Source organism: Ruegeria sp. AM5, from assembly GCF_056540645.1.
The window spans coordinates 188880-212877 of the sequence record NZ_JBQFXC010000005.1; the positions used below are offsets into that span (position 1 = coordinate 188880).

The 23998-nt window shown below is 56.5% G+C and carries 26 protein-coding genes; 18 read left to right on the forward strand and 8 right to left on the reverse strand.

Annotated features, from left to right (window positions below; translation table 11 throughout):
* Nucleotides 1-94: 94 nt before the first annotated feature.
* A complete protein-coding gene (locus tag ACR0AH_RS14345; protein ID WP_170395788.1) occupies nucleotides 95-850 on the forward strand; it encodes a sulfite exporter TauE/SafE family protein in 756 nt (251 codons plus the stop codon).
* On the opposite strand, the gene ACR0AH_RS14350 is transcribed toward ACR0AH_RS14345, so the two are convergent.
* The gene (locus tag ACR0AH_RS14350) at nucleotides 847-1146 is read right to left on the reverse strand and encodes a hypothetical protein (protein WP_170513929.1); all 300 of its coding nucleotides are present in this window, start codon (nucleotides 1144-1146) and stop codon (nucleotides 847-849) included. The genes ACR0AH_RS14345 and ACR0AH_RS14350 overlap by 4 nt on opposite strands.
* 175 nt (nucleotides 1147-1321) lie before the next feature.
* Between ACR0AH_RS14350 and ACR0AH_RS14355 the strand changes: the two genes are divergently transcribed.
* The 11 genes from ACR0AH_RS14355 (at nucleotide 1322) to ACR0AH_RS14405 (ending at nucleotide 9754) form a co-directional block, all read left to right on the forward strand.
* Complete coding sequence (locus tag ACR0AH_RS14355; protein WP_480592457.1) at nucleotides 1322-2179, forward strand: HpcH/HpaI aldolase/citrate lyase family protein; 858 nt, start codon at nucleotides 1322-1324, stop codon at nucleotides 2177-2179.
* 6 nt (nucleotides 2180-2185) lie between these two features.
* Nucleotides 2186-2740, forward strand: coding sequence for an NnrU family protein (locus tag ACR0AH_RS14360; protein WP_170395794.1), 555 nt, complete (start codon nucleotides 2186-2188; stop codon nucleotides 2738-2740).
* Nucleotides 2741-2752: 12 nt separating this feature from the next.
* Entirely contained in the window at nucleotides 2753-2959 is a 207-nt protein-coding gene (locus ACR0AH_RS14365) for a DUF1737 domain-containing protein (protein WP_170408336.1), read from the forward strand.
* Complete coding sequence (locus ACR0AH_RS14370; protein WP_480592459.1) at nucleotides 2959-3987, forward strand: MaoC family dehydratase; 1029 nt, start codon at nucleotides 2959-2961, stop codon at nucleotides 3985-3987. Before ACR0AH_RS14365 ends, ACR0AH_RS14370 begins: the two co-directional genes overlap by 1 nt.
* Nucleotides 3988-4053: 66 nt before the next feature.
* Nucleotides 4054-4728 carry a DUF1194 domain-containing protein gene (locus ACR0AH_RS14375; protein ID WP_480592461.1) on the forward strand — a complete coding sequence of 225 codons (675 nt, stop codon included), beginning with the start codon at nucleotides 4054-4056 and terminating at the stop codon, nucleotides 4726-4728.
* A 204-nt stretch (nucleotides 4729-4932) separates the two neighbouring features.
* On the forward strand, nucleotides 4933-5316 hold the full coding sequence (gene sdhC, locus ACR0AH_RS14380) for a succinate dehydrogenase, cytochrome b556 subunit (RefSeq protein ID WP_170597276.1): 384 nt from the start codon (nucleotides 4933-4935) through the stop codon (nucleotides 5314-5316).
* Nucleotides 5317-5329: 13 nt separating this feature from the next.
* Nucleotides 5330-5713: a succinate dehydrogenase, hydrophobic membrane anchor protein gene (locus ACR0AH_RS14385; RefSeq protein WP_170395800.1), complete on the forward strand. Its 384-nt coding sequence runs from the start codon at nucleotides 5330-5332 to the stop codon at nucleotides 5711-5713.
* A gap of 12 nt (nucleotides 5714-5725) precedes the next feature.
* Entirely contained in the window at nucleotides 5726-7534 is a 1809-nt protein-coding gene (sdhA, locus tag ACR0AH_RS14390; protein ID WP_480592463.1) for a succinate dehydrogenase flavoprotein subunit, read from the forward strand.
* Between the two features lie 12 nt (nucleotides 7535-7546).
* Entirely contained in the window at nucleotides 7547-8326 is a 780-nt protein-coding gene (locus ACR0AH_RS14395; RefSeq protein WP_170408332.1) for a succinate dehydrogenase iron-sulfur subunit, read from the forward strand.
* 137 nt (nucleotides 8327-8463) lie between these two features.
* The gene (locus tag ACR0AH_RS14400) at nucleotides 8464-8604 is read left to right on the forward strand and encodes a hypothetical protein (RefSeq protein WP_170395806.1); all 141 of its coding nucleotides are present in this window, start codon (nucleotides 8464-8466) and stop codon (nucleotides 8602-8604) included.
* Between the two features lie 286 nt (nucleotides 8605-8890).
* Nucleotides 8891-9754, forward strand: coding sequence for a DUF1989 domain-containing protein (locus ACR0AH_RS14405; protein ID WP_170513058.1), 864 nt, complete (start codon nucleotides 8891-8893; stop codon nucleotides 9752-9754).
* Between the two features lie 12 nt (nucleotides 9755-9766).
* On the opposite strand, the gene deoD is transcribed toward ACR0AH_RS14405, so the two are convergent.
* The 3 genes from deoD to ACR0AH_RS14420 form a co-directional block, all read right to left on the reverse strand.
* On the reverse strand, nucleotides 9767-10477 hold the full coding sequence (gene deoD / locus ACR0AH_RS14410; protein ID WP_170395810.1) for a purine-nucleoside phosphorylase: 711 nt from the start codon (nucleotides 10475-10477) through the stop codon (nucleotides 9767-9769).
* An 18-nt stretch (nucleotides 10478-10495) separates the two neighbouring features.
* The gene (locus ACR0AH_RS14415; protein ID WP_170647115.1) at nucleotides 10496-10807 is read right to left on the reverse strand and encodes an H-NS histone family protein; all 312 of its coding nucleotides are present in this window, start codon (nucleotides 10805-10807) and stop codon (nucleotides 10496-10498) included.
* 115 nt (nucleotides 10808-10922) lie between these two features.
* Nucleotides 10923-12890 (reverse strand): protein meaA, encoded by a 1968-nt coding sequence (locus ACR0AH_RS14420; RefSeq protein WP_170733580.1) that lies wholly within the window; start codon nucleotides 12888-12890, stop codon nucleotides 10923-10925.
* Nucleotides 12891-13035: 145 nt separating this feature from the next.
* On the opposite strand from ACR0AH_RS14420, the gene ACR0AH_RS14425 reads away from it, so the two are divergent.
* From ACR0AH_RS14425 to ACR0AH_RS14450, 6 genes are all read left to right on the forward strand, one after another.
* The gene (locus ACR0AH_RS14425) at nucleotides 13036-14418 is read left to right on the forward strand and encodes a 1-acyl-sn-glycerol-3-phosphate acyltransferase (RefSeq protein WP_480592465.1); all 1383 of its coding nucleotides are present in this window, start codon (nucleotides 13036-13038) and stop codon (nucleotides 14416-14418) included.
* Between the two features lie 111 nt (nucleotides 14419-14529).
* Entirely contained in the window at nucleotides 14530-15816 is a 1287-nt protein-coding gene (gene ccrA / locus ACR0AH_RS14430; RefSeq protein WP_480592467.1) for a crotonyl-CoA carboxylase/reductase, read from the forward strand.
* Between the two features lie 367 nt (nucleotides 15817-16183).
* On the forward strand, nucleotides 16184-16903 hold the full coding sequence (locus tag ACR0AH_RS14435) for a helix-turn-helix transcriptional regulator (protein ID WP_480592468.1): 720 nt from the start codon (nucleotides 16184-16186) through the stop codon (nucleotides 16901-16903).
* An 83-nt stretch (nucleotides 16904-16986) separates the two neighbouring features.
* Entirely contained in the window at nucleotides 16987-17625 is a 639-nt protein-coding gene (locus tag ACR0AH_RS14440) for an acyl-homoserine-lactone synthase (protein ID WP_170589699.1), read from the forward strand.
* 60 nt (nucleotides 17626-17685) lie between these two features.
* Complete coding sequence (locus tag ACR0AH_RS14445; protein ID WP_170733582.1) at nucleotides 17686-19218, forward strand: AAA family ATPase; 1533 nt, start codon at nucleotides 17686-17688, stop codon at nucleotides 19216-19218.
* Entirely contained in the window at nucleotides 19215-19943 is a 729-nt protein-coding gene (locus ACR0AH_RS14450) for an SDR family oxidoreductase (RefSeq protein ID WP_480592471.1), read from the forward strand. The genes ACR0AH_RS14445 and ACR0AH_RS14450 overlap by 4 nt, the downstream gene beginning before the upstream one ends.
* A 3-nt stretch (nucleotides 19944-19946) precedes the next feature.
* Here ACR0AH_RS14450 and ACR0AH_RS14455 read toward each other — a convergent pair whose 3' ends face one another.
* From ACR0AH_RS14455 to ACR0AH_RS14470, 4 genes are all read right to left on the reverse strand, one after another.
* The gene (locus tag ACR0AH_RS14455) at nucleotides 19947-20711 is read right to left on the reverse strand and encodes a TIGR02186 family protein (protein ID WP_170395832.1); all 765 of its coding nucleotides are present in this window, start codon (nucleotides 20709-20711) and stop codon (nucleotides 19947-19949) included.
* Between the two features lies 1 nt (nucleotide 20712).
* Nucleotides 20713-21633, reverse strand: coding sequence for a sulfite exporter TauE/SafE family protein (locus ACR0AH_RS14460; RefSeq protein ID WP_170395834.1), 921 nt, complete (start codon nucleotides 21631-21633; stop codon nucleotides 20713-20715).
* Between the two features lie 260 nt (nucleotides 21634-21893).
* Entirely contained in the window at nucleotides 21894-22904 is a 1011-nt protein-coding gene (locus ACR0AH_RS14465; protein ID WP_170408321.1) for an ABC transporter permease, read from the reverse strand.
* Nucleotides 22904-23998: an ABC transporter permease gene (locus ACR0AH_RS14470; RefSeq protein ID WP_170733584.1), complete on the reverse strand. Its 1095-nt coding sequence runs from the start codon at nucleotides 23996-23998 to the stop codon at nucleotides 22904-22906. The genes ACR0AH_RS14465 and ACR0AH_RS14470 overlap by 1 nt, the downstream gene beginning before the upstream one ends.

The following is a 23998-nucleotide window of genomic DNA, read 5'->3' on the forward strand; positions in this document are numbered from 1 at the left end:
TTCTGCGGCGCGGCATGCCACCGCATACCGTTTGCACCCACCCCGCCGATTGCGCTAAACCGCCTGTGAATCATGCATATTTCCGGGGTGCCTGATGTTCGAGATGAACCTGATGTTTTTTGCAGTGGCGATCCCGGCGGTGATCTTCGCGGGCATCTCGAAAGGTGGGTTCGGCTCGGGAGTGGCGTTTGCATCTTCGTCGATTCTGGCTCTGATACTGACGCCAGGACAGGCGCTAGCGCTAATGCTGCCGATACTGATGGTGATCGATCTGGCGACGTTAAAGCCGTATTGGAAACGCTGGAGCTGGCCAGATTCGCGCCTTCTGATGTTGGGCGCAGTACCCGGTATCGCGCTGGGCGCGTGGCTTTATCGTGCGACGGATGACGATCTGCTACGTCTGTTGATTGGCGGAATATCGGTCGGTTTTGTGATCTGGCACGTTGCCCAGACCAGAGGCTGGGTGCGGGGTTTTGCCAACCGGTTGCCTCCATCGGCGGGCCTGTTTGCCGGGCTGATCGCCGGATTCACCAGCTTTGTCAGCCATGCGGGCGGCCCACCCGCCGCCGTGTACCTGCTGTCACAACGCCTGACGAAAACCGAATTTCAAGCCTCGACCGTGCTGGTCTTCTGGGTAATCAACGCCGTCAAATTCGTGCCCTTCGCCTATCTGGGCCTCTTCACTTGGCACACAGCCTTGGCAGACCTGTTGCTGACCCCGTTTGCGATCCTCGGGGCCTGGCTGGGCGTCCGGGCGCATTTCATGCTCTCCGAACGATTGTTTTTCAACATTGCCTATGTCTTGCTGACCCTGACGGGAAGCAAACTGATCTGGGATGCGCTGGTTTAGGTGTTGGGCGGCAGCGTTTCGGCCAGTGTTTCATAAGACTGGCCCGAGGCGATCAGGCAGGTCACACCTTCCGGCAAGGTCACAACAATGGTCCAGCTGCCGGTTTGGTCCGAGGCAAAAACCTCCATCACCGCTCCCTGACGCGCAATACCGATGCCTCGTCGGGTTTCGCCATATGACTTTGTCAATCGCTTGATCACGTCTTCGCGTGGCGCACAATTCTGTGCGCTGACTTGTTGCGCTGCCAGTACCATGATGCCCAAGCCAATCGTCATTTTCAGCATAATCGTTTTCATTGGTCACCCCTTTAAAGCTCTTCCTCAAAGCAGCGTGCCGTAGGCAAAAGGACATCGCGTTAAGGCAACGCACGTTGCGCAGCGCAGGAAATGCTGCGCTGCGGCGATTTTGTTCTTGAACTTTCCGTCAAAAAATGCCCCATTCCGCGCAACATTATTTCAATGGGAGAGTCCAGTGGACCCGCGCCAACGCCCCTATCGCTCGGTACTATACATCCCCGGCTCGCGTGAACGCGCGCTTGATAAGGCCCGCACATTGCCGGTGGACGCCATCATCTTTGATCTTGAAGACGCGGTTGCGGCTGATGAGAAAGAGAACGCGCGCGAGACCCTCAAGGCGGCTTTGGCCGCCGGAGGCTATGGTGCTCGGGTCAAGATCGTGCGGATCAACGGGCTTGATACCGAATGGGGGCGCGCGGATGCCGAAGCCGTGCGCGAGATGGATGCGGATGCCGTTCTGTTACCAAAGGTGAGTTCTGCTGCGGATGTGGATGCGCTGACCTCAATCACCGGAGACCTGCCGATCTGGGCGATGATGGAGACGCCGCGCGGGATGCTGAACGCAGCCGAAATTGCCGCACATCCGCTGATGGCAGGCTTTGTCATGGGGACCAACGATCTTGCGAAAGAGCTGCAGACGCGCTTCCGCCCCGACCGTTTGCCGATGATGACCTCGTTTGGCCTGTGCCTGTTGGCGGCCAAGGCAGAGGGGCTGATCGTCGTCGATGGCGTCTACAATGCCTTCAAGGACACCGACGGTCTGGCCGCCGAGTGTGCCCAGGGCCGCGACATGGGCTTTGATGGCAAAACCCTGATCCACCCGGCCCAGGTCGACATCGCAAACTCCGCCTTTGCCCCTTCCGAGGATGAGATTGATCTGGCTCGCCGTCAGATTGCCGCTTTCGAGGAAACCGAGTCGCAGGGGCAGGGGGTCGCCGTTGTCGATGGCAAGATTGTTGAAAACCTACACGTTGTAACTGCCCGCGAAACTCTGGCAAAAGCAGAGGCGATAGTAGCTTTGCAAGCGGGGTAAGCCAGTATGGGCTTTGTTCTTCTGATCCTTGGTGTGGCACTTTGGTGGGCCGCACATCTTTTTAAGCGCGCGATGCCGGAACGACGTGCCGCCATGGGCGACGCGGGCAAGGGCGTCGTGGCGCTCGCCTTGGTGGCCTCGGTATTGTTGATGATCTTCGGTTATCGCATGACCGATTTCATATATGTCTGGGCGCCGCCAACCTTTCTGATTCACGTCAACAACCTGCTGGTGTTGATCGCGTTCTATCTGGCCAGCCCTGCGGGAACCAAAGGTCGCCTGTTGAACAAGGTCCGTCACCCCATGCTGGGTGGCTTTAAACTCTGGGCCTTTGCGCACCTGTTGGTGAACGGTGATCTGGCCTCGATCATCCTGTTTGGTGGCTTGCTGGCCTGGGCAATTGTCGAAGTGATCGTGATCAACAAATCCGAACCAGACTGGGCACCGGGCGAACCCGGCACATACGGCAAAGATGCCATGTTCTTTGTGGGCTCCATCGTGCTGCTGGGCGTTGTGGGCTATATTCACGGGCTGGTTGGTCCGTCTCCGTTTGGTGGATAAGGGGCCTAATCAATGGCGAAACTTTATCGTTTGTTGACCGAGGAAGACACATCAGCCTTCTGCCACAAGGTCTCGGACGCGTTGGCAAAGGGATGGGAGCTTTATGGCGACCCGTCTTATGCCTTTGACGCCGCAAATAACGTGATGCGTTGCGCGCAGGCTGTGACCAAAGAGGTCGCCGCTGATTACACCCCCGACATGAAACTGGGACAGCAATAATGGCAAAAACCAATCCGGGTAACTTTTTCGAGGATTATTCAGTCGGGCAGATCCTGCATCACGCCGTGCCGCGCACGGTGACAGATGGCGAGCGCGCGCTTTATCACGCGCTCTATCCCGCGCGACACGCACTCTATTCCTCGGATGAGTTCGCCCGGAATTGTGGCCTGCCGCAAAGTCCGATTGACGATCTGGCGGCCTTCCATGTGGTGTTCGGTAAAACGGTTCCCGATATCTCGCTGAATGCGGTGGCTAATCTGGGTTATGCCGAAGGGCGCTGGCTGCAACCGGTCTACCCCGGTGATACGCTGCGCGCTGAATCTGAGGTGATCGGCCTCAAGCAGAACTCGAACGGCAAAACCGGTGTCGTCTGGGTCCGCACCCGCGGGCTGAACCAACGCGACGAAGTGGTGATCGAGTATGTTCGCTGGGTCATGGTGCGCAAATCAAACCTCGATGCGCCTGCACCAGAGACGGTGGTGCCCAATCTGAAAAAGGCGCTTGATGTCAGCGATCTGGTGGTACCACAGGGGCTCGATTTCTCGAAATACAATTTTGTACAATCCGGCGAAAACCACCGCTGGGATGCGTACAACACGGAAGAAACGATTGATCACGTCGATGGCGTGACCGTCGAAGAGGCCGAGCACATGCTGGCCACCCGCCTGTGGCAGAACACCGCCAAAGTGCATTTCGACCTCACCTTCCGACCAGAGGGGCGGTTGATCTATGGCGGCCACGTTATCTCGATGGCGCGTGCCTTGTCGTTTAATGGCCTGGCGAATGCGCAGATGATCGTTGGCCTGAACGGCGGTGCCCACGCCAACCCTTGTTTCTCGGGCGATACTATCAAAGCCTGGTCCGAGGTTTTGGACAAGGCCGAGACTGGAACTCCCGGAATCGGTGCCATCCGCTTGCGCTTGGTTGCGACCAAAGGCGGCGAGCCCTTCGTTCTGCGCAATGACGAGGGGAGATATCTTCCTAACGTTCTGCTAGATTTGGATTATTGGGCTCTTATGCCGATGTAGCCAATGCCTTCTGGCGGCTGACATTCAAGTGATCACGGTCCGCGAAATCCATGCTACGCTTGGCGCATGATGATGTTTCGTGCGCTCGCCGCCAGCCTGTATCTGGCATCTCAGGCCTATGCTTGTGATTTGGCTCTAGCCTTGGCCGTAGACGTTTCAGGCTCGGTTGATTCCGAGGAATATCGTATCCAAATGGACGGTCTTGCCGCAGGTCTGCGGGACCCTATCGTATCCGAGGCCTTGGTGCGCGGACAGGCTCGGCTGATGCTTGTGCAATGGACAGGCAGTTCTCGCCAGAGGATCACGATCCCCTGGACCCGGATCGATAGTTTTAACACCCTGGACAGTTTTGCTGATCTGGTCGCAGCTGACCCTCGTGTCTGGCGTAACTTCTCAACTGCGATAGGTGAGGCGCTCGATATGACGGTTGCCAGCTTTGACGACGTACCCGAATGCGAAAGGCATCTTATTGATCTTTCGGGCGACGGAATTTCGAATGAAGGAATCGAGCCGTCGACCATCCACGCCAAACTGCGGGATCGCGGCATCACGGTGAACGCGATCGCGATTGAAGAAAGTGAACCCGATCTGACAGCCTATTTCTTCGAGAACGTCATCGTTGGCGAGGGGGCCTTTGTCGTCTCTGCAGCAGGCTTCGCGGATTATCCCGAACGTATTCGCAAGAAGCTTTTACGCGAGGTGACACAGCAGACTGCAGGGCTGACGCCGCTCCAACAATAGATTCGTGATCACATTGCTTTTTCATTGAAAACGCTAACATTGGCGGTATCGAATGTAATTTGTGATCACGAGAATATTTTGTGTGATCACAAACACGGCTTATCAGCGATTTTGCGTTAAATTTACTGGATTTTGCACCTGCAGCGCGTGACAGAGTCGTAAAAAACAGTAAAACGTTCGGTAGCCAACCGAAAAGGAGCCAACATGGCCGATGTAAATCGAGGCAACCGCCCGCTTTCTCCACATTTGACGATCTATCGTCCACAGATGACGTCCATATCTTCGATTATGGTGCGCATCACGGGTCTTGCGTCTTTTGGTTTGGCTTTGTTGGTCGTCTGGTGGTTACTTGCTGCGGCCACATCGGAAAGCGCCTTTGAGCTGATCAATGGATTGATGACCAGTTTCCTGGGTGATCTGGTCATGTTTGGCGCGGCATGGGCCATTTTCTATCACATGTTGGGCCGTTTGCGGCACGTCATCTGGGATCTGGGATATTGCGTGGATGTTGAGGTGTCCGAGAAGATGGGCATTGGCATGTTCGTGCTGGCAACTGTTCTGGCTCTGATCACAGCCGTAGCGCTTTAAGGGGAGGTTCGCGATGCAGTTTCTCACAGACCGTAAACGCGCGCAGGGCATGGGGGCCGGACGTGCAGGTACACATCACCACTGGCAAATGATGCTCAGCTCGGCGGCATTGGTCATCCTTGTTCCGCTGTTTGTATTTACCTTCGGGCACGCTTTGGGTGGAACCTACGAAGAGGCTCTGGCCTATTACAGCCGCCCGTTCCCGGCGATTATCATGGGTCTGACACTGGTTGTTGTCGTCCCGCATTTGTTGCGCGAAGCCCAGGAAGCGATTGAGGACTACGTGCATGGCGTCGCGGAAAAGCTGGCGCTGATGGCAGCGCAGGCTTTTGCATACACACTGATTGCTGCGGGTCTCTTTGCGCTCGCGCGTCTGGCTCTCGGATATGCGCAGTAAGGAACAAGAACAATGACAGCAGCATATGAATACGAAACCCACGAATATGACGTGGTGGTTGTCGGTGCCGGTGGCGCGGGTCTGCGTGCAACATTGGGCATGGCCGAGCAGGGTTTGCGCACCGCTTGCGTGACGAAGGTATTCCCGACCCGGTCACACACAGTGGCCGCCCAAGGCGGCATTGCGGCGTCCTTGTCGAATATGGGGCCAGACCATTGGCAGTGGCACATGTATGACACCGTAAAGGGCTCGGACTGGCTGGGTGACACCGATGCGATGGAATACCTCGCGCGTGAAGCACCCAAAGCCGTATATGAGCTAGAACACTACGGAGTGCCATTCAGCCGGACCGAAGAAGGCAAGATCTATCAGCGCCCATTTGGTGGCCACACCACCGAATTTGGCGAAGGCCCCGCTGTGCAGCGGACCTGTGCCGCCGCCGACCGGACCGGTCATGCGATCCTGCACACGCTGTATGGTCAGTCGCTGAAGAACAACGCCGAGTTCTACATCGAGTATTTCGCCATTGATCTGATAATGTCTGAGGACGGACAGTGTCAGGGTGTCGTGTGCTGGAAGCTGGACGACGGCACGATGCACGTCTTCAACGCCAAGATGGTTGTTCTGGCGACCGGCGGCTATGGCCGCGCCTATTTCAGTGCAACCTCGGCACATACCTGCACCGGCGACGGTGGTGGTATGGTGGCCCGCGCGGGTCTTGCACTGCAGGATATGGAATTTGTTCAGTTCCACCCAACCGGCATCTACGGATCGGGGTGCCTGATCACTGAAGGTGCACGTGGTGAAGGCGGATACCTGACCAACTCGGAAGGCGAGCGGTTCATGGAGCGCTATGCGCCTCAGTACAAAGACCTCGCGCCGCGCGACTACGTTAGCCGTTCAATGACCATGGAAATTCGCGAAGGGCGCGGCCACGGTGACAACGGCGATCACATCCATCTGAACCTCAGCCATTTGCCAGCCGAAGCTTTGGCGGAACGCCTACCGGGCATTTCAGAATCTGCGCGCGTCTTTGCCGGTGTTGACGTTACCAAGGAACCGATCCCGGTTCTGCCGACCGTGCACTATAACATGGGTGGTATCCCGACGAACTATTGGGGTGAGGTGCTGAACCCGACAGCCGACAACCCGACTGCCGTGGTCCCTGGCCTGATGGCTGTGGGCGAGGCCGGGTGTGCCTCGGTTCACGGGGCAAACCGACTTGGTTCAAACTCGCTGATCGACCTCGTGGTGTTTGGCCGTGCGGCGGCGATCCGGGCGGGCAAAGTTGTGGATGCCGACGCGTTGAACCCGGTTCTGAACCAGGCCTCTGTAGATAAAGCGTTTGACAGGTTCGATGCGGCGCGCAACGCCAGCGGTGCAATTCCAACCGCAGATCTGCGGCTTGAGATGCAGCGCACCATGCAAGAGGACGCGGCGGTTTTCCGCACCTCGAAGACCATGGCTGAGGGCGTCGAGAAGATGACGGCGATCGCCGCCAAGATGGATGATCTGAAGGTTTCTGACAGATCGTTGGTCTGGAACAGCGATCTGATGGAGACGCTCGAGCTTACCAACCTGATGCCAAGCGCGCTCGCCACCATCGTTGGTGCCGAAGCGCGTAAGGAATCCCGCGGTGCGCACGCCCATGAAGATTTCACCGAGCGCGACGATGAGAACTGGCGCGTCCACACGGTCAGCCGTGTCGATGGCAATAAAGTAGAGCTTAGCTACCGTCCGGTTATCGTTGATCCGCTGACGACCGAAGACGAGGGCGGCATAAGCATGAAAAGAATCGCGCCCAAGGCGCGGACGTTCTAAGGAGAGGAACTTATGGTACAACTGACCCTCCCCAAGAATTCCCGGATCACCACCGGTAAAACCTGGCCCAAGCCCGACGGCGCGACCAATGTGCGCAAATTCCAGATCTATCGCTGGAACCCGGATGATGGCCAGAACCCGCGCGTCGATACTTATTTCGTCGATATGGATACTTGCGGCCCGATGGTTCTGGACGCTCTGATCAAGATCAAGAATGAGATCGATCCGACTCTGACCTTCCGCCGTTCGTGCCGCGAAGGCATCTGCGGGTCCTGCGCGATGAACATCGACGGGATTAACACGCTGGCCTGTATCTATGGGATGGATGAGATCAAGGGCGACGTGAAGATCTACCCGCTGCCCCATATGCCGGTGGTAAAGGACCTGATCCCTGATCTGACTCATTTCTACGCCCAACACGCCTCGATCATGCCGTGGTTGGAGACTAAGACCAATCGTCCTGCAAAAGAGTGGAAGCAATCCATCGAAGACCGCAAGAAATTGGATGGTCTCTATGAATGTGTGATGTGTGCCAGTTGCTCGACCTCGTGCCCCAGCTACTGGTGGAACGGCGACCGCTATCTCGGCCCTGCCGCGCTGTTGCATGCTTACCGCTGGATCATCGACAGTCGGGATGAGGCCACCGGTGAGCGCTTGGATGAGCTGGAAGATCCGTTCAAGCTGTATCGCTGCCACACCATCATGAACTGCGCCAAGACCTGTCCCAAGGGTCTGAATCCGGCCAAAGCGATTGCAGAAATCAAGAAGATGATGGTGGACCGCGCGGTCTGATCACGCACCAAAACAAAGCACTTGCCGGGTTGCGGCAAGTGCATGCCGCCTCTGCAAAACTATGCGATGCGCTTGTACGAGCGCGGATCTAAAGTTGGCGCAGGGAGGAGTGATGAGTTCGAAAAGAGGTCACTCCGATGAACATGCAAAACCAAAAACACGACGCGGCCAAAGCGCTGGAATTTCTGGAGCAAGCCTGGGCCTACTATACGCCCGAGCCCAAAGTTCCGGCCAAAGACGAAACACCAGAATTGTTTGAATATGCGAACGCGGCCTGACCGTGTCGCGCGGGCTTGAAAATTACGACACAATAGGCAATGCAGAGCTATGCCCGTTCTATTGCTTCTGCTCGCCGCTGGCGTTTTTGCCTATTTTTTCTGGCGGTCCCGCACGTCGTCTCTGACGCGCGACTGCAGGTGGCGGCAACATCGGAGCGAGGGCCAGTGGCGCTGTGCTTACTGTGGCGCGGTGTCAAAATCTGATGTTGAGCCCACGCAGTGTCTGAAAGGACAATAGCTGCTGTTGGGGGTTTCCCACCGGGCCGAACTGCGCCACTCTCGGCCCATGTCAGAATCTCGGAATACTCCCCGCCCACCCATGGATGCAGATGCGCGCCGCGCGATTGCGCCCGTTATTTGCTACCCGAATGAAGGGCTACCAAAACCCGATCTAGGGCTCTATCAAACTGCGCGTGATACAGCGCACAAAACGGGTGAGGTGTTGGTGCCACCGCGAGATGCGCGATGCTTTGAGGTGCCTGCAGGGCATTTCTTTAGGATCACTTCTGTTGAAGGATCGCAAGTTGGCGATCTAAACCTGTGGAACCTCAACGACCTTTCCGAGCGGTTCTATTCCGGCAAGACGCGCGCGTTGCATGGCACACATATCACCGTGGGTGAGCGCATGTGGTCGAGCTTTCCACATATGCGACCGATGGCGACAATCATTGCAGATACGCTGGGGTGGTACGGAATCGATGATTTCGGCGGGTCGGTGCACGATGTGATCGGGACCCGATGTGATCCCTATACCGGTAATCTGCTAGCTGGATCCCAGTACCATCACTGTTGCCATTCGAATCTGACACGCGCGCTGGCGGATCATTTGGGCGTCTCTTTGGCCGAAGCCGAGCCTGCGGTACATGATGTATTGAACGTGTTCATGTGCACCGGTTTCACGCGTGATACCGGGCAGTATTTCATGAAAGCCTCACCTGTCCGTCCGGGAGACTATCTTGAGTTTTTCGCCGAGATTGACCTGCTGGGAAATCTAAGCGCGTGCCCGGGCGGTGATTGCTCGTCCGAGCATTCATCGGATACCGCAGCCTGTTATCCCCTGCTGGTAGAAACCTTTGCCCCGGCTGAAGGTGCTCTTGAGGGATGGCGCAGCCCCGCGCGCAACGGATATGACCGCACGCACGGGCGCTAGATATCGCGCAATTCAGCTGTCCGGGAACGCCGCCTGCAGCGCGATTTCGACCATGTCGCCAAAACTGCTTTCTCGGTCCGAGGAGGGCAGGGCTTCGCCGGTCAGCAGGTGGTCCGAGACTGTCAGTACCGCCAATGCGCGGCATTTGTGACGCGCGGCAAGGATGTAAAGCTCTGCCGCTTCCATCTCGACACCCAAAATACCGTGCCGAACCATTTGTTCGTTCAGGTCCGGGCGTTCGTCATAAAAGACATCGGATGAATAGATGCCGCCAACATGGGTTGGCGTACCTTTGGCTTGTGCAGCCAATGCTGCAGACTGCAAAAGACCCCAATCCGCGCAAGGGGCGAAGTTCATTTCTCTCATGATCCCGCGCGAAGGGGTGCTGAGTGTGGTCGACGTCATCGCCAGAATAACATCACGCACATTCACACTGTCTTGCATCCCGCCACATGACCCGATCCGGATCAGAGTTTTGGCGCCGTAGTCACGGATCAATTCGTTCACGTAGATCGACAGAGACGGCATCCCCATGCCACTACCCTGAATGGTAACACGATTTCCTTTCCAGGTGCCGGTGAACCCCAGCATGCCACGCACTTCGTTTACCAGCTTTACGTCTTCAAGAAACGTTTCGGCCGCCCATTTTGCACGATACGGGTCGCCGGGCAAAAGAACGGTTTCGGCAATCTCGCCTTTTTGGGCTCCAATATGGATAGTCATTTTGCCACTTGCCCCCGATCAGATTTCCAGATCAGTAATATCGGTACCGGCTTTTATGGCGTCATGAACCCACTGCGGTTTGCGGCCCCGCCCGGTCCAGGTTTGCGACGGATTGTTCGGATTTTGATACTTCGCTTTAGATGATTTTACCGATTTAGCGCTGTCTCCTGACAATTCAGACAACGAAAACCCATATTCCGCCGCCGCCTTTTCGGCGGCTTTCAACGCTTCTTTTCGCTCACGCACTTCGGCGGCTTTTAGCGCCTTTTCGACCCGATTGCGCAATTCGAGCAGTTCTTTGCGCGACATTTTTTCAAGATCGATCGCCATAATCTTCTCCATTTCGGCTATTCCCCTACTTATTGCAGGGGAAATTGAATAAACCCGAACCTATCTATTCCCATTTTACCGGAAATAGAAATGGAGATTTCTGTAATATGCTTTTCTATTCAGCCGCAATTTCCGTTGGGTCAACCAATGTGACGATATCGCCCATGATTGCATTCAATTCGAAATTTTTCGGCGTATAGATTTTCGATACACCCATGGAACGCAATTGATCCGCGTCCTCATCGGGGATGATCCCACCAACAATGACGGGAATATCGCTTAGCCCTGCTGCTTTCAGCCGTGTCATCACGTCCTTCACCAAAGGCAGGTGGCTGCCAGAGAGGATCGATAGACCAATCACATGCGCTTTGTCTTCTTGTGCCGCAGTTACGATTTCTTCGGGCGTAAGACGAATACCTTCGTAACTGATATCCATGCCACAGTCGCGTGCGCGGAAGGCGATCTGTTCGGCTCCGTTCGAGTGTCCGTCAAGACCAGGTTTGCCAACAAGAAACTTCAGCCTGCGCCCCAGACGGTCGCTTACCGCATCTACGGCCGCGCGCAAGTCTTCCAGACCTTCGGTTTTGTTCGAAACAGATCCCGAGACGCCGGTTGGTCCACGATATGTACCGTAGGCCTTGCGCATTTCCTCGGCCCATTCGCCAGTTGTGACACCGGCCTTGGCCGCAGCGATTGAAGGTGCCATCACATTGGCACCAGATTTCGCTGCTTCGCGCAGGGCTTGTAACGCCGCAGCCACGGCGGCGTCATCCCGATCCGCACGCCAGTCGTTCAAGCGCCCGATTTGTTCCTGTTCAACCGCCGGGTCGACGACCATGATGCCGCCATCCTCGGTCTGCAAAGGTGAGGCTTCGCCCTCGGTCCATTTGTTTACGCCAACGACAACGGTTTCATTGCGTTCAATACGGTTCAGGCGCTCGGCATTGGACTCGACCAGCCGCGATTTCATGTATTCGATCGAGGCTACCGCGCCGCCCATCGATTCGAGATTAGCCAATTCGGCCCGTGCGCCATTTTTAAGTTCTTCGACTTTGGCGTCGACAACCGGATTGCCGTCGAACAAATCGCCATATTCCAGCAGATCGGTTTCATAGGCGAGGATTTGTTGCATCCGCATCGACCATTGTTGATCCCATGGACGAGGCAGGCCGAGCGCTTCGTTCCATGCAGGCAACTGCACCGCACGTGCGCGGGCACGTTTGGATAGCGTCACCGCAAGCATTTCAATCAGTATGCGATAAACGTTGTTTTCCGGCTGCTGTTCGGTCAGTCCCAGCGAGTTTACCTGAACGCCATAACGGAATCGGCGGAACTTGGGGTCTTCAATGCCATAGCGCTGCTGCAGAATTTCGTCCCAAAGATCCACAAAGGCGCGCATTTTGCACATTTCGGTGACAAACCGGATGCCCGCATTCACAAAAAACGAAATCCGCCCGCAGAGTGCCGGGAAGTCTTCAGCCGGAACGCGCGGGCGAAGTTCGTCCAGCACTGCAATGGCAGTCGCCAGAGCATAGGCCAGCTCTTGCTCGGGCGTCGCGCCTGCTTCTTGCAGGTGGTACGAACACACATTCATCGGGTTCCATTTGGGCACGTTATCGTAGCAATATTCGGCCACGTCCGCGATCATCTTCAGCGATGGCTTGGGTGGGCACACATAAGTGCCGCGGCTCAGGTATTCCTTGATCAGGTCGTTCTGGACGGTCCCCTGCAATTTCGAGACATCCGCGCCCTGTTCCTCGGCAACTGCGATATATAGCGCCAAAAGCCAAGGAGCAGTCGCATTGATCGTCATCGAGGTATTCATCTGTTCCAGCGGAATTTGATCGAACAGAACCCGCATGTCCCCCAGATGGCAGATCGGAACCCCAACTTTTCCAACTTCGCCGCGCGCCAAAGTGTGATCGCTGTCATACCCTGTTTGGGTTGGCAGATCGAAGGCCACGGACAGGCCGGTCTGACCTTTGGCTAGGTTCGCACGATAAAGCGAATTTGACGCTTTGGCCGTTGAGTGACCGGCATATGTACGGATGAGCCAGGGGCGATCTTTCTGCAACTGCGTCATGGGTCGGGCCTCGCGGATCGGTGGGTAACAAAATTACGTTCTATGGTGGTAAATAGTAATTTTCAGTACATGTCAATTCGCTGCGTTGCGGCATCGACGGTTTCTGCAGATTGTGGGTGGTCGCGTTTGATGGCACTGTGCCCGAATGATGCAGACTGTGGAAATCCCGCTTTGGCTGTTTGTGCTGATCGTGCTGTTTGCCGCGGTCACATTTGCCTCGCATTTTTTGTTTCCGTCGGTGCGCTGGTTTTTCCGCCGCCGCCTTGAGCGCGCCGTCGCACGGTTGAACAAGCGACTGCAGCGTCCGATCCAACCGTTCAAGTTGGCGGGGCGGCATGACATGATTCAACGGCTTATCTATGACCCGCAAGTAAGCCGGGCGGTGCAGCAGCATGCCAAAGAAGAAGGTGTGCCTGACGCTGTTGCCTCAGAATTAGCACGGCGTTATGCGCGCGAGATTGCGCCCTCATTCTCGACAGTGGCGTATTTCAGCATCGCGATCCGTTTTGCCCGCATGCTGAGCAACGCCTTTTACAAGGTGCAGTTGGGTTACGAGGACAAAGCCGCGCTGGACAGCATCGATCCCGATGCGACGGTCGTTTATGTCATGAACCACCGCAGCAATATGGATTACGTGCTGGTCACCTATCTGGCGGCAGATCATTCGACCTTATCCTATGCTGTGGGCGAATGGGCCCGTGTCTGGCCTCTAAGTCGATTGATTCGCGCGATGGGGGCCTATTTCATTCGCCGCAAGTCGGGTAGCGACCTATATCGACAGGTCCTTGCAAGCTATGTAAGACACGCGACCGAAGCGGGCGTGACGCAGGCCATGTTCCCTGAGGGCGGGCTGAGTCTGACTGGCAAACTGGGGCGCCCCAAGCTGGGATTGTTGAAGTATATCCTTGACGGAGTCGAACCGCAGGGGCGGGATGTGGTGTTTGTTCCGGTTGCTTTGAACTATGATCGGGTGCTTGAAGATACCGTATTAACAGCGGCAGCGAAGGATAGTGAACGCCGCTTCCGCGCGCGGATCGGGGTTATCACCCGCTGGTCGCTCAAGCAGATTTGGCGCAGGCTTGTCGGGCGCTACAAGAGATTCGGGATTGCCTCGGTGCGGTATGCGACACCGATTTCACTGAAAGAATTCCGAGTCGCGCACGAACGGGACCTAACGACCGATCTGGCCCGCGAGTTGATGCGCAGGATCGGCGCCGCAATTCCCTTTGTTCCAGTGCCTGCAGCGTGTCGGCTGGTTCAGGAAGAAGGTGAGATGTCAGAGCAGGAGTTGAAGGCGCGTTTGCTGACGTTGGGCGGCGACGCGGTTGCCCAGGATGATGGAGAGGCTGTTGACGATGCCATCAATCAGTTGGTCGAGCGACGGATTCTGCGTCGCGAGGCTGGAGTGTTGCGCCCATCAGGCGAGCGATCAGAGCTGCTTGCTTATTACGCGGCAGCATCAGAACCCGTTGTTCGGGCTGAGAGTGATGCAGGTGCAGAAAGTATTTCTGCAACCGCTGGGTCATAAAATTACAAAATAGATACCAAAAACGGTTGCAATATTACTCAAGGACTAATATTTCGTCTTTGGAAAGCCGCGATTCTGCGGCGCGGCAACAGTTGGAAAAAGGAGGCCAGCATGGCTTTGGATGTCGACAGCGGTATCGCGTCGTATGAGGCGCCGGAAAAGGACCTCTACGAGATGGGTGAAATCCCCCCTATGGGGTATGTTCCCAAGCAAATGTATGCCTGGGCCATCCGGAAAGAGCGCCACGGTGAGCCAGACACAGCGATGCAGTTGGAAGTCGTTAATGTCCCGAAGCTGGACAGCCACGAAGTGCTGGTTCTCGTTATGGCGGCGGGTGTAAACTACAACGGCGTCTGGGCATCGCTTGGCAAGCCGATCAGCCCGTTTGATGGCCACGGCCAACCCTTTCACATCGCAGGTTCAGATGCGTCGGGCATCGTCTGGGCGGTTGGTGACAAAGTGAAGCGCTGGAAAGTCGGCGATGAAGTCGTGATTCACTGCAACCAGGACGATGGCGATGACGAACACTGCAATGGTGGTGATCCGATGTATTCGCCCAGCCAGCGCATCTGGGGATATGAGACACCTGATGGCTCGTTCGCGCAGTTTACAAATGTTCAGGCACAGCAGCTGATGCCGCGTCCCAAGCACCTGACCTGGGAAGAAAGCGCCTGCTACACGCTGACCTTGGCAACAGCCTATCGGATGCTTTTTGGGCACGAACCGCACGATCTAAAGCCGGGCCAGAACGTCCTGGTTTGGGGCGCATCGGGCGGTCTGGGCTCTTACGCGATACAGTTGATCAACACTGCGGGTGCCAATGCGATCGGCGTGATATCGGATGAAAGCAAGCGTGAGTTTGTGATGGACCTTGGCGCCAAAGGCGTCATCAACCGCAAGGATTTCAACTGCTGGGGCCAGCTGCCCACGGTGAATACTCCGGAATATGCTGAATGGTTCAAAGAAGCCCGCAAGTTTGGCAAGGCCATCTGGGATATTACCGGCAAAGGTGTGAACGTCGACATGGTGTTCGAGCACCCCGGCGAAAGCACGTTCCCGGTGTCCACTTTTGTCGTGAAAAAGGGAGGTATGGTTGTGATCTGCGCCGGGACCACTGGCTACAACCTGACCTTCGACGTGCGTTACATGTGGATGCACCAGAAACGCTTGCAGGGCTCGCATTTTGCGCATCTCAAACAGGCCTCGGCTGCAAACCAGCTAATGGTCGAGCGCCGCTTGGATCCGTGCATGTCCGAAGTGTTCACTTGGCAGGATCTGCCTGAGGCGCACATGAAGATGATGCGCAACGAACACAAGCCGGGCAACATGTCGGTGCTGGTTCAGGCTCCGCATACAGGCATGCGCACCCTTGAAGAAGTATTGGCTGCCCGCGACTAACGGTCTCAGGCAAACAGCAGCTGCAACACCCGCAGGGCGCAAACACGCCTTGCGGGTGTTCATCGTTTCTATCGATGATTATGCATTTTCAATGCTTTAAGAAATCGCGCCCCGCTATTTCTGGGGAGTAGAAAGCAGCGAGTAGGCCGAATTAGTCTGCACATGTTATGGTTGTGTTAACCCTTCGTTAACTATTTCGGGGACACCCTGATGGCGCAAAATGAGTGGATTTTGGACGTTCTGTCGGACCTCAACGCCTTTGCTGTGGCGAATGGGTTGAGCGCGCTGGCCGAGCAGCTTGACGACACAAGACTGATCGCCGCGGCCGAGATTGCGTCCTCAAAGGATGAGGCTTGCGCGCCCGCGAATGGGAAGAAAATTCGATTTGAGCCAGATCCTAGGGGATTTGGAAAGCACCAACACGCTTGATGAGCTGACCAGCGTAGCAGTCCAGTTGCGGGACAAGCTGCAAATTGACCACATGACATATCACTGGGTTGATGGGGCCGGGGATCAATACGGGTTCACGACTTATTCGGATGCCTGGGATGAACGGTATCGAGACAGGAATTATCATCGTATTGATCCGGTTATTCTGGGTTGTTTTCAGCGATTTCACGCTGTGGACTGGAAACAGCTGAATTGGTCGGGCAAAGCAGTAAAGGCCTTCCTGCAGGACGCGCAGGAACATGGCGTCGGCAATCAGGGCTATTCGATCCCGCTGCGGGGGCCAGGCGGGCAATTCGCGCTGTTTACGGTCAACAACAGCTGTGATGACATCGCATGGCAGGCATTTGTCGAAACGTACGGCCGCGATCTCATATTGGTGGCGCATTTCCTCAATCGAAAAGCGCTGGAATTTGCAAAAGAACGGCAGCCGGACAACATGCGGGGGCTCTCGCCCCGCGAAATCGATGCAATGACATTGCTGGCGCTGGGGTATAGCCGAGCGCAGGTGGCGCACTCGCTTTCCATTTCTGAGCATACGCTCAGGGCCTATATCGAAAGCGCACGCTCAAAACTCGGTGCGCAAAATACGACTCATGCAATCGCCACTGCACTCAGTAGAGGATTAATAGTCGTTTAACGACCGTACGGTGGTCTCACCTTAATTTAACCACGTGTTCGTACCCCCTTTGTTCCAACTGTGGACGATAAGGGGAACACGTCATGTTGCGTTATTTGTATGCTGATGAGCTGCATAAATTTCCGGAATTGGCCAAGGGAATGTTCAGGGATCGCGCTGATCAGTTCAAAACCCGCCTTGGCTGGGACGTTAAGGTTAATGAAAAGGGGGAAGAGCGGGACCAGTACGATGATCTCAACCCGCTCTACGTGATCTGGGAAGAGGCGGATGGCAGCCATGGTGGTTCCATGCGGATTTTGCCGACGACCGGTCCGGTCATGGTGAATGAGGTATTCGGACATCTGACCGGAGGCAGCCCGATTTGCAGCCCGCTGATCTGGGAAGTCACCCGCTTTTGCCTCTCGCGCAACGCCAGCGCTCATACTGCCGGGGCCATCATGCTGAGCGGAGGTGAGGTGATGGAAGGGTTTGGCCTGACCCACATAGCAGGCGTTTTTGATGCCCGCATGATCCGGATTTATCGAATGATCGGATCGTCCCCAGTGGTTCTGGGAACCGAAGGAAAAGGGCGCGATCAAATCTCGGTTGGCCTGTGGCCATATTCAGCGGAAGACTGCAACCGTGTCGCGGCCCGCGCAGGTATCCCGCGCGAGTTGTCGCGCCTGTGGTTCAAGACGGCATTTGGCCATGGCGCACAGCACCGGTTCGCTTTGTCGGCCTAAGCGCGCGGAAAAACCAATCGGCATCTGGCAGCGCGCGGCGCGTCCCTGTAGGGTCGCGCCATGTCCTTGCCCCAAGTCAACTTTTCCGAAGATCAGGCCGCCGCTTTCGACAACATTGCCGAGATGTTGCGCACAGCTGGCGTAGACCTTGAAGACGACGCGCTGCTGAAACTGCCTGGCAACGGAAAGTCTGGCGTGATGGCAGTCATTGGCAAGGCCGGATCGGGCAAAACCCTGTTGCTGGCAGAGCTTTACAAAGTCCTGGCCGAGACGGGGGTCAACCTTATCTCGGGTGATTTCGAAAGTCGCAAATCCCGCGACAAGCGCAGCCTTGCGATCCTTGCGCCGACGAACAAGGCCGCCAGCGTATTGCGGCTGCGTGGGGTGCCCGCGACGACAATCCATCGCATCCTTTATACGCCTGTTTATGACCCCGAATACGAGCGCATCGCCGAATGGCTGGCGGGCAATGACGAACGGCCCGAGATCGAAGGGCTGACGGATGAAGCGCTCGACCGTGCAGCCGCGTTTTACGCCAACAACAAATCCATCCCCGGCGCGCTGGCCGCTGCTGGGTTACGTGGTTCCGATTTCATCACCGGCTGGAAACGTCGGGATGAGCCGCTGGATATAGGCTTTGTCGACGAAGCCTCGATGCTGGACGACCGACAATTCGAGGATCTGAAGGAAATCTTCCCGACCTTGTTGCTATTTGGTGATCCGGCGCAATTGGCACCGGTCAATCAATCAGGCTCGATGGTGTTTGACGGATTGCCCGAGCCGCGCAAGCAAATCCTGCATCGCGTGCATCGGCAAACTGCGGACAACCCGATCCTAGACCTCGCCCATGCGCTGTCCGATCCGGTCATGGGGTTTGAGGATTTCGAACGCTTGATCGAAGAAACCGCCCGCAAAGATGATCGCGTTGTCTGGGGGCAACGGGTCGAAGTTGATCTGATGGCGCGCAGCCCGGTTCTTGTCTGGCGCAATGCGACCCGAATCCGGCTGATCCAGGCGTTTCGTACCGTGCATGGCGCGCCGGAGACCGAATTGCTGGAAGGGGAGCCGCTGATTTGCGACGGTATTGAGCTGCCATTGAAGCACCGCAAAAAGCGGCTGGACCTTGAGGCGCGCGGGCTGATCAAGGGTGCACAGGTCATCTATCTTGGCCCTGGTCGCAAGCCGGGTTTTTCGCGGTTGCATGTAATGGGGGCCGAAGACCCTCAGGTCTCGGCGGCGTCGATCGTGCAGATTGAAAAGCCCGATGAGGAGGAGCCGTTCATTCCCTATGCTGCCCGTATGGGGGCAACGTTCCTGCATGGTGCCGCTGTGACGATCCATAAGGCGCAAGGGTCGCAATGGGACACGGTTCAGGTCTTTGCGCCAGACATCTACGCAGCCGCCCGCATGGGCCGTACTGAGGCCGGGCAACCGTTGTGGAAGCGCCTAGCTTATGTCGCCATAACCCGCGCACAGGAGAGGCTAATCTGGGTTGTGCGGAACCGCTTGTCGAAACCGACCCACCCGTTGCGTGTGGATGACCTGCGTGCGGTTGCGGCACCATCCCTGACATTGGAGCCGGAAGAGACATGAAGACGATCATCGTGACCGGCGCAAGCTCGGGCATAGGCCGCGCCACCGCCGAGCTGTTTCTGTCAGAAGGATGGACTGTCGGGCTTCTGGCCCGCAGCGCTGACAAACTTCTTGCTATGGCACAGCATAACGCCTCGGCGATCCCGCTGGTTGCCGATGTGACTAACCCGGATGCCGTTGCAAACGCCTTTACTGCATTCACCCGACAGACCGGGCGACTGGACGTGCTGTTCAACAATGCCGGGATTTTTGCCTCTGGTGGCACCATCGACGAGATCGCGCTTGAGGATTGGTACGGCTCGGTCAATGTGAACCTAAACGGCATGTTCCTGTGTGCACGGGCTGCATTTGCTGCGATGCGGGCTCAGGCGCCGCAGGGGGGGCGTATCATAAACAACGGTTCAATCGCTGCTCATGTGCCGCGCCCGAACTCGGTGCATTATTCTGCGACGAAACACGCGATTACCGGTCTGACGCGCAGCCTGTCTCTGGACGGGCGGAGTTTTGGAATTGCCTGTGGTCAGATCGACATCGGAAATGCGCGCACCCCGATGGTGCAAGGGCTGGTCGATGAGGCAATTGCCGAAGGCCGCGACCCTGATCCCACCATGGATGTCGGGGATGCCGCCCGCTCGGTACTGCATATGGCCGAACTGCCGCTTGAGGCGAATGTGCAGTTCATGACCGTTATGGCCACGACCATGCCCTATATCGGTCGCGGATGACGATCAGTTCTCGCGCAGTAGGCGGAAGGCTGTCGAAGCGCCCCAACCGGCGGCAATCGCGATGGCCAGTGACATAAGCCCGTACCAAATGGGTTGTTCACGCGACATCGCGTACAAGAAACGCTCAAGCCCGACTTTGCGTACTCCTATCGAGGTTTCAAAGGTCGAGACCACCTTTCCGTCTCGTGTCAGGAAGATACGGGCGCTGTAGTCGCCTTCGGTCAGGTCCGACGGCATGTCGATTGATGTGCGGAACAACGTCTGTTCGTCCACAGCCACTGTGTTTTCCCGGATCGAGTACAGCCCTTCATCTTCGCGGATGCGGATGACCGCCTCGGAAAAATCCTGTGCGCCTTGAATGCTCATGTCCGCACCGACCGACCGGATGGCACGCTCGATCGAAACCTTATAGCGTAGGTCTTCGGTCTGGGTCAGAACCTCGGAAAACGGGGCGCTGGTGGCAACGGCGTAGAAGCTTGGTGCCAGATCAACAACAAGGCTGTCGGTGTTCACCCAGATACCGAACCGTTTCTCTTTGCGGCGTACGGTGACTGGTTCGGATGGGCCGACCACCGATACGATGACCTCAAGCGGTGGACCGTCCGGGATTGGAGCTTCGCGCTTTACCGCGCCGAAAACCAGTATTTCGGACCCGTCAAAATTGGCGGTAATCGACACCCGATCCTGACTTAGGCCCAGAACAACCTGTTCTTCGGCTGCGTAGGCTGGCAGACAGATCAGACAAAGAAGAGCAATCAGACGCAGCATCTTAATGCCCTCCTGCATCGCCAAGCGAATACAACTCGGCGGGTTGAAGCAGAAGATCAAGCGCCAGCTTGCCGCAGACAACAAGTACCAGAGCCGCCAACAAAACACGCAGTTGTTCAGCCGGCATTCGGGCACCGATGACTGTTCCGATTTGGGCACCAACTACGCCACCGACGAGCAGAAGAACCGCCAACACGACATCAACGGTATAGTTGGTGGTGGCGTGCAGCATAGTGGTAAAGGCGGTTACAAAGATGATCTGAAACAGCGAAGTTCCGACAACAACCTTGGTCGGCATGCCCAATAGGTAGATCATCGCGGGCACCATGATAAACCCGCCGCCGACACCCATGATAGCAGACAGGACACCGACAAACAGGCCTACGACAAGCGGTGGAATGACCGAGATGTACAGGCCCGACGTCCGAAACCGCATCTTGAACGGCATGGCGTGCACCCAACCGCGCTGGCGTCGTTTCGGAGGCGGCGTGCCGCCTTTCCGCGTTTTTCTAATCGCGTTCAGGCTTTCGACAAACATCAGACTGCCGATGATGCCCAGAAATACGACATAGCAAAGTTTGACCAGCAGATCGACCTGTCCGAGGCTCTTGAGATAGTTGAAGACAACAACACCCAACGCAGCGCCTGTCAGCCCTCCGACCAAAAGGACTGTACCCATTTTAAGGTCCACGGTTCGGCGCCTGAAATGCGCCAGCACCCCAGAAAATGATGAAGCAACAATTTGGTTTGCCTCGGTTGCGACCGCAACCGCAGGCGGAATGCCGATGAAGAACAGCAGTGGAGTCATCAAAAACCCACCGCCAACGCCAAACATTCCAGACAGAATGCCCACCATTCCACCCAGTCCAAACAGTAGAAACGCGTTTACGGATACTTCGGCAATCGGGAGGTAAATCTGCATGGCTTCTTCTAGACAGGAGAGGCCGTACCACGCGGTGTGGCAAAGCCATTGGTAACATAAATCTCAACAGACGAAGCGCGCGTGCCAGGTGGGGCCATCTAGTTGTTTCCGTGGCTCAACCTGAAAATAGTCGATAGCATGGCTGCGGAACTGATGCGGGACACGTCCATACCCCCTTAGAGCGGTTGCGGCATACAAAATCAACTCTGTATGCCGCTTTGCAGCAAACAGGACTGAGGGGCAGTCCTGAACTGGCTCTATCAGCGTTCCTTTACATATGGTTCGCCGCCTGCGCGTGGCGGTATGGCCTTGCCGACGAACCCGGCAAGAATCACCACGGTCAGGATATAGGGCAGAGCGTCCATGACCTGCACCGGGATCACGACCCCGCCCAAATCGATGTTCTGGAACCGCAAGGCAATGGCCTGCAACAGCCCGAACAAGAGGCATGCCCACATCGCGTGCCACGGACGCCATTTTGCAAAGATCAGAGCAGCCAGTGCGATAAATCCGCGCCCAGCGGTCATCTCTTTCACAAAGCCTGCTTGCAGCGCGGTGGCCAGGTAGGCACCTGCGATGCCGCAAAGTACGCCGCAAATCGCAACCGCTGCGTAGCGGAGACCTACAACCGAAACTCCAGCAGTATCCACCGCCGCAGGATTCTCTCCGACCGCGCGCAGACGCAGCCCGAACCGGGTGCGGAACAGAATCCACCAAGTCAGTGGCACCATAAGGAAAGCCACATACACCAGAATGGAATGGCCAGACAGAAGCTCGGAATAGGCCATATGCAGGGGATTGGTTTCAGACATCAGCTCGGAAACCGGACGGCCTGTCAGTTCGGCGTCAGCCGGACCGATCGCATAAGGGAATTCTGCAGATTCAAACCGCCCTTCACCGAACAATGATGGCGTACGACCACCCTGCTTGAACCAGCTTTGGGCGACAAGAACGGTCATACCTGAGGCAAGAAAGTTGATCGCAACCCCCGAGATAAGCTGATTGCCCCGGAACGTGATCGACGCAAACCCGTGTAGCGCCGAAAGGACCAGAGATGCCGCGATCCCGGCCAGCAATCCCAGCCACACCGAACCGGTTACGGCGGCGACGGCAGCCGAGAAGAATGCTGACATCAGCATCTTGCCTTCAAGGCCGATGTCGAAGATGCCCGCGCGCTCGGAGTATAGACCGGCCAGACAGGCAAGCAGCAAAGGCGTAGCCAGTCGGATGGTCGAATCCAGAACCTGGATGAGTGTCAGGAAGAAATCCATCAGGCCGACCCCTTCCGAAGCGCCATGAACAGCTTTTCAAGCGGCATGCGCACCATGTTGTCCAGTGCTCCGGTAAACAGAATGACCAACGCTTGGATGACCACGATCAGTTCGCGCGGAATTGATGTCCAAAGCGCCAGTTCGGCACCGCCCTGATACAGAAACCCAAACAGAACAGCGGCTAGAAATACCCCGAATGGATGCGACCGACCCATCAGTGCCACGGCAATTCCAATGAAACCCGCGCCTTCGGTTGCGTTCAGCACCAACCGCTCGGCTTCGCCCATCACGTTGTTGACTGCCATCAGGCCCGCCAGAGCGCCCGAGATCAGCATGGCAATAATCGTGATACGTACAGGCGAGATACCAGCGTAGACGGCACCGGTTTCCGAATGGCCGTAGGCGCGGATTTCATAGCCCAGCCGAGTTCGCCAGATCAGCGCCCAGACAACAAAACACGCAAGGATTGCGACGAAGAACGAGATGTTGGCAGGCGCACCTCGGAAAACGATGTTTTCGGCGCTCGAGAACATCGACTGGAAAGTCGGGAGATGCACTGCCTCGGGGAAACGAGCCGTTGCTGGATCTTGCGACCCTTGCGGGCGCATGACGTTGACCAGCATGTAATTCAGGAAAGCGGCAGCGATGAAATTGAACATGATCGTGGTGATCACGATATGGCTGCCCCGCTTCGCCTGCAGATAGGCCGGGATCGCGGCCCAGGCTGCACCGAAGATCATCGAAGCAGCACAGGCGGCCAGCAAAGCTATTGTCCAATGCGGCCAAGGAACCGATAGGCAGACGATGGCAACGCCCAGTCCGCCCAGCATGGCCTGACCCTCGCCGCCGATGTTGAACAAGCGCGCGTGAAAGGCAACTGCAACCGCGAGTCCGGTGAAGATGAAGTTCGTTGCATAATAAAGTGTATAGCCCCAGCCGTAGGTTGACCCTAGGGCCCCAGTGACCATCAGATTTACCGCCTCAAGCGGATCTTCCCCGATGGCCAGGATCACGATTGCCGAAAGGATTGTGGCTAGAAGCAGACTGATTAGCGGGATCAGTACCACATCGGCCCATTTGGGCATTTTTTCCAT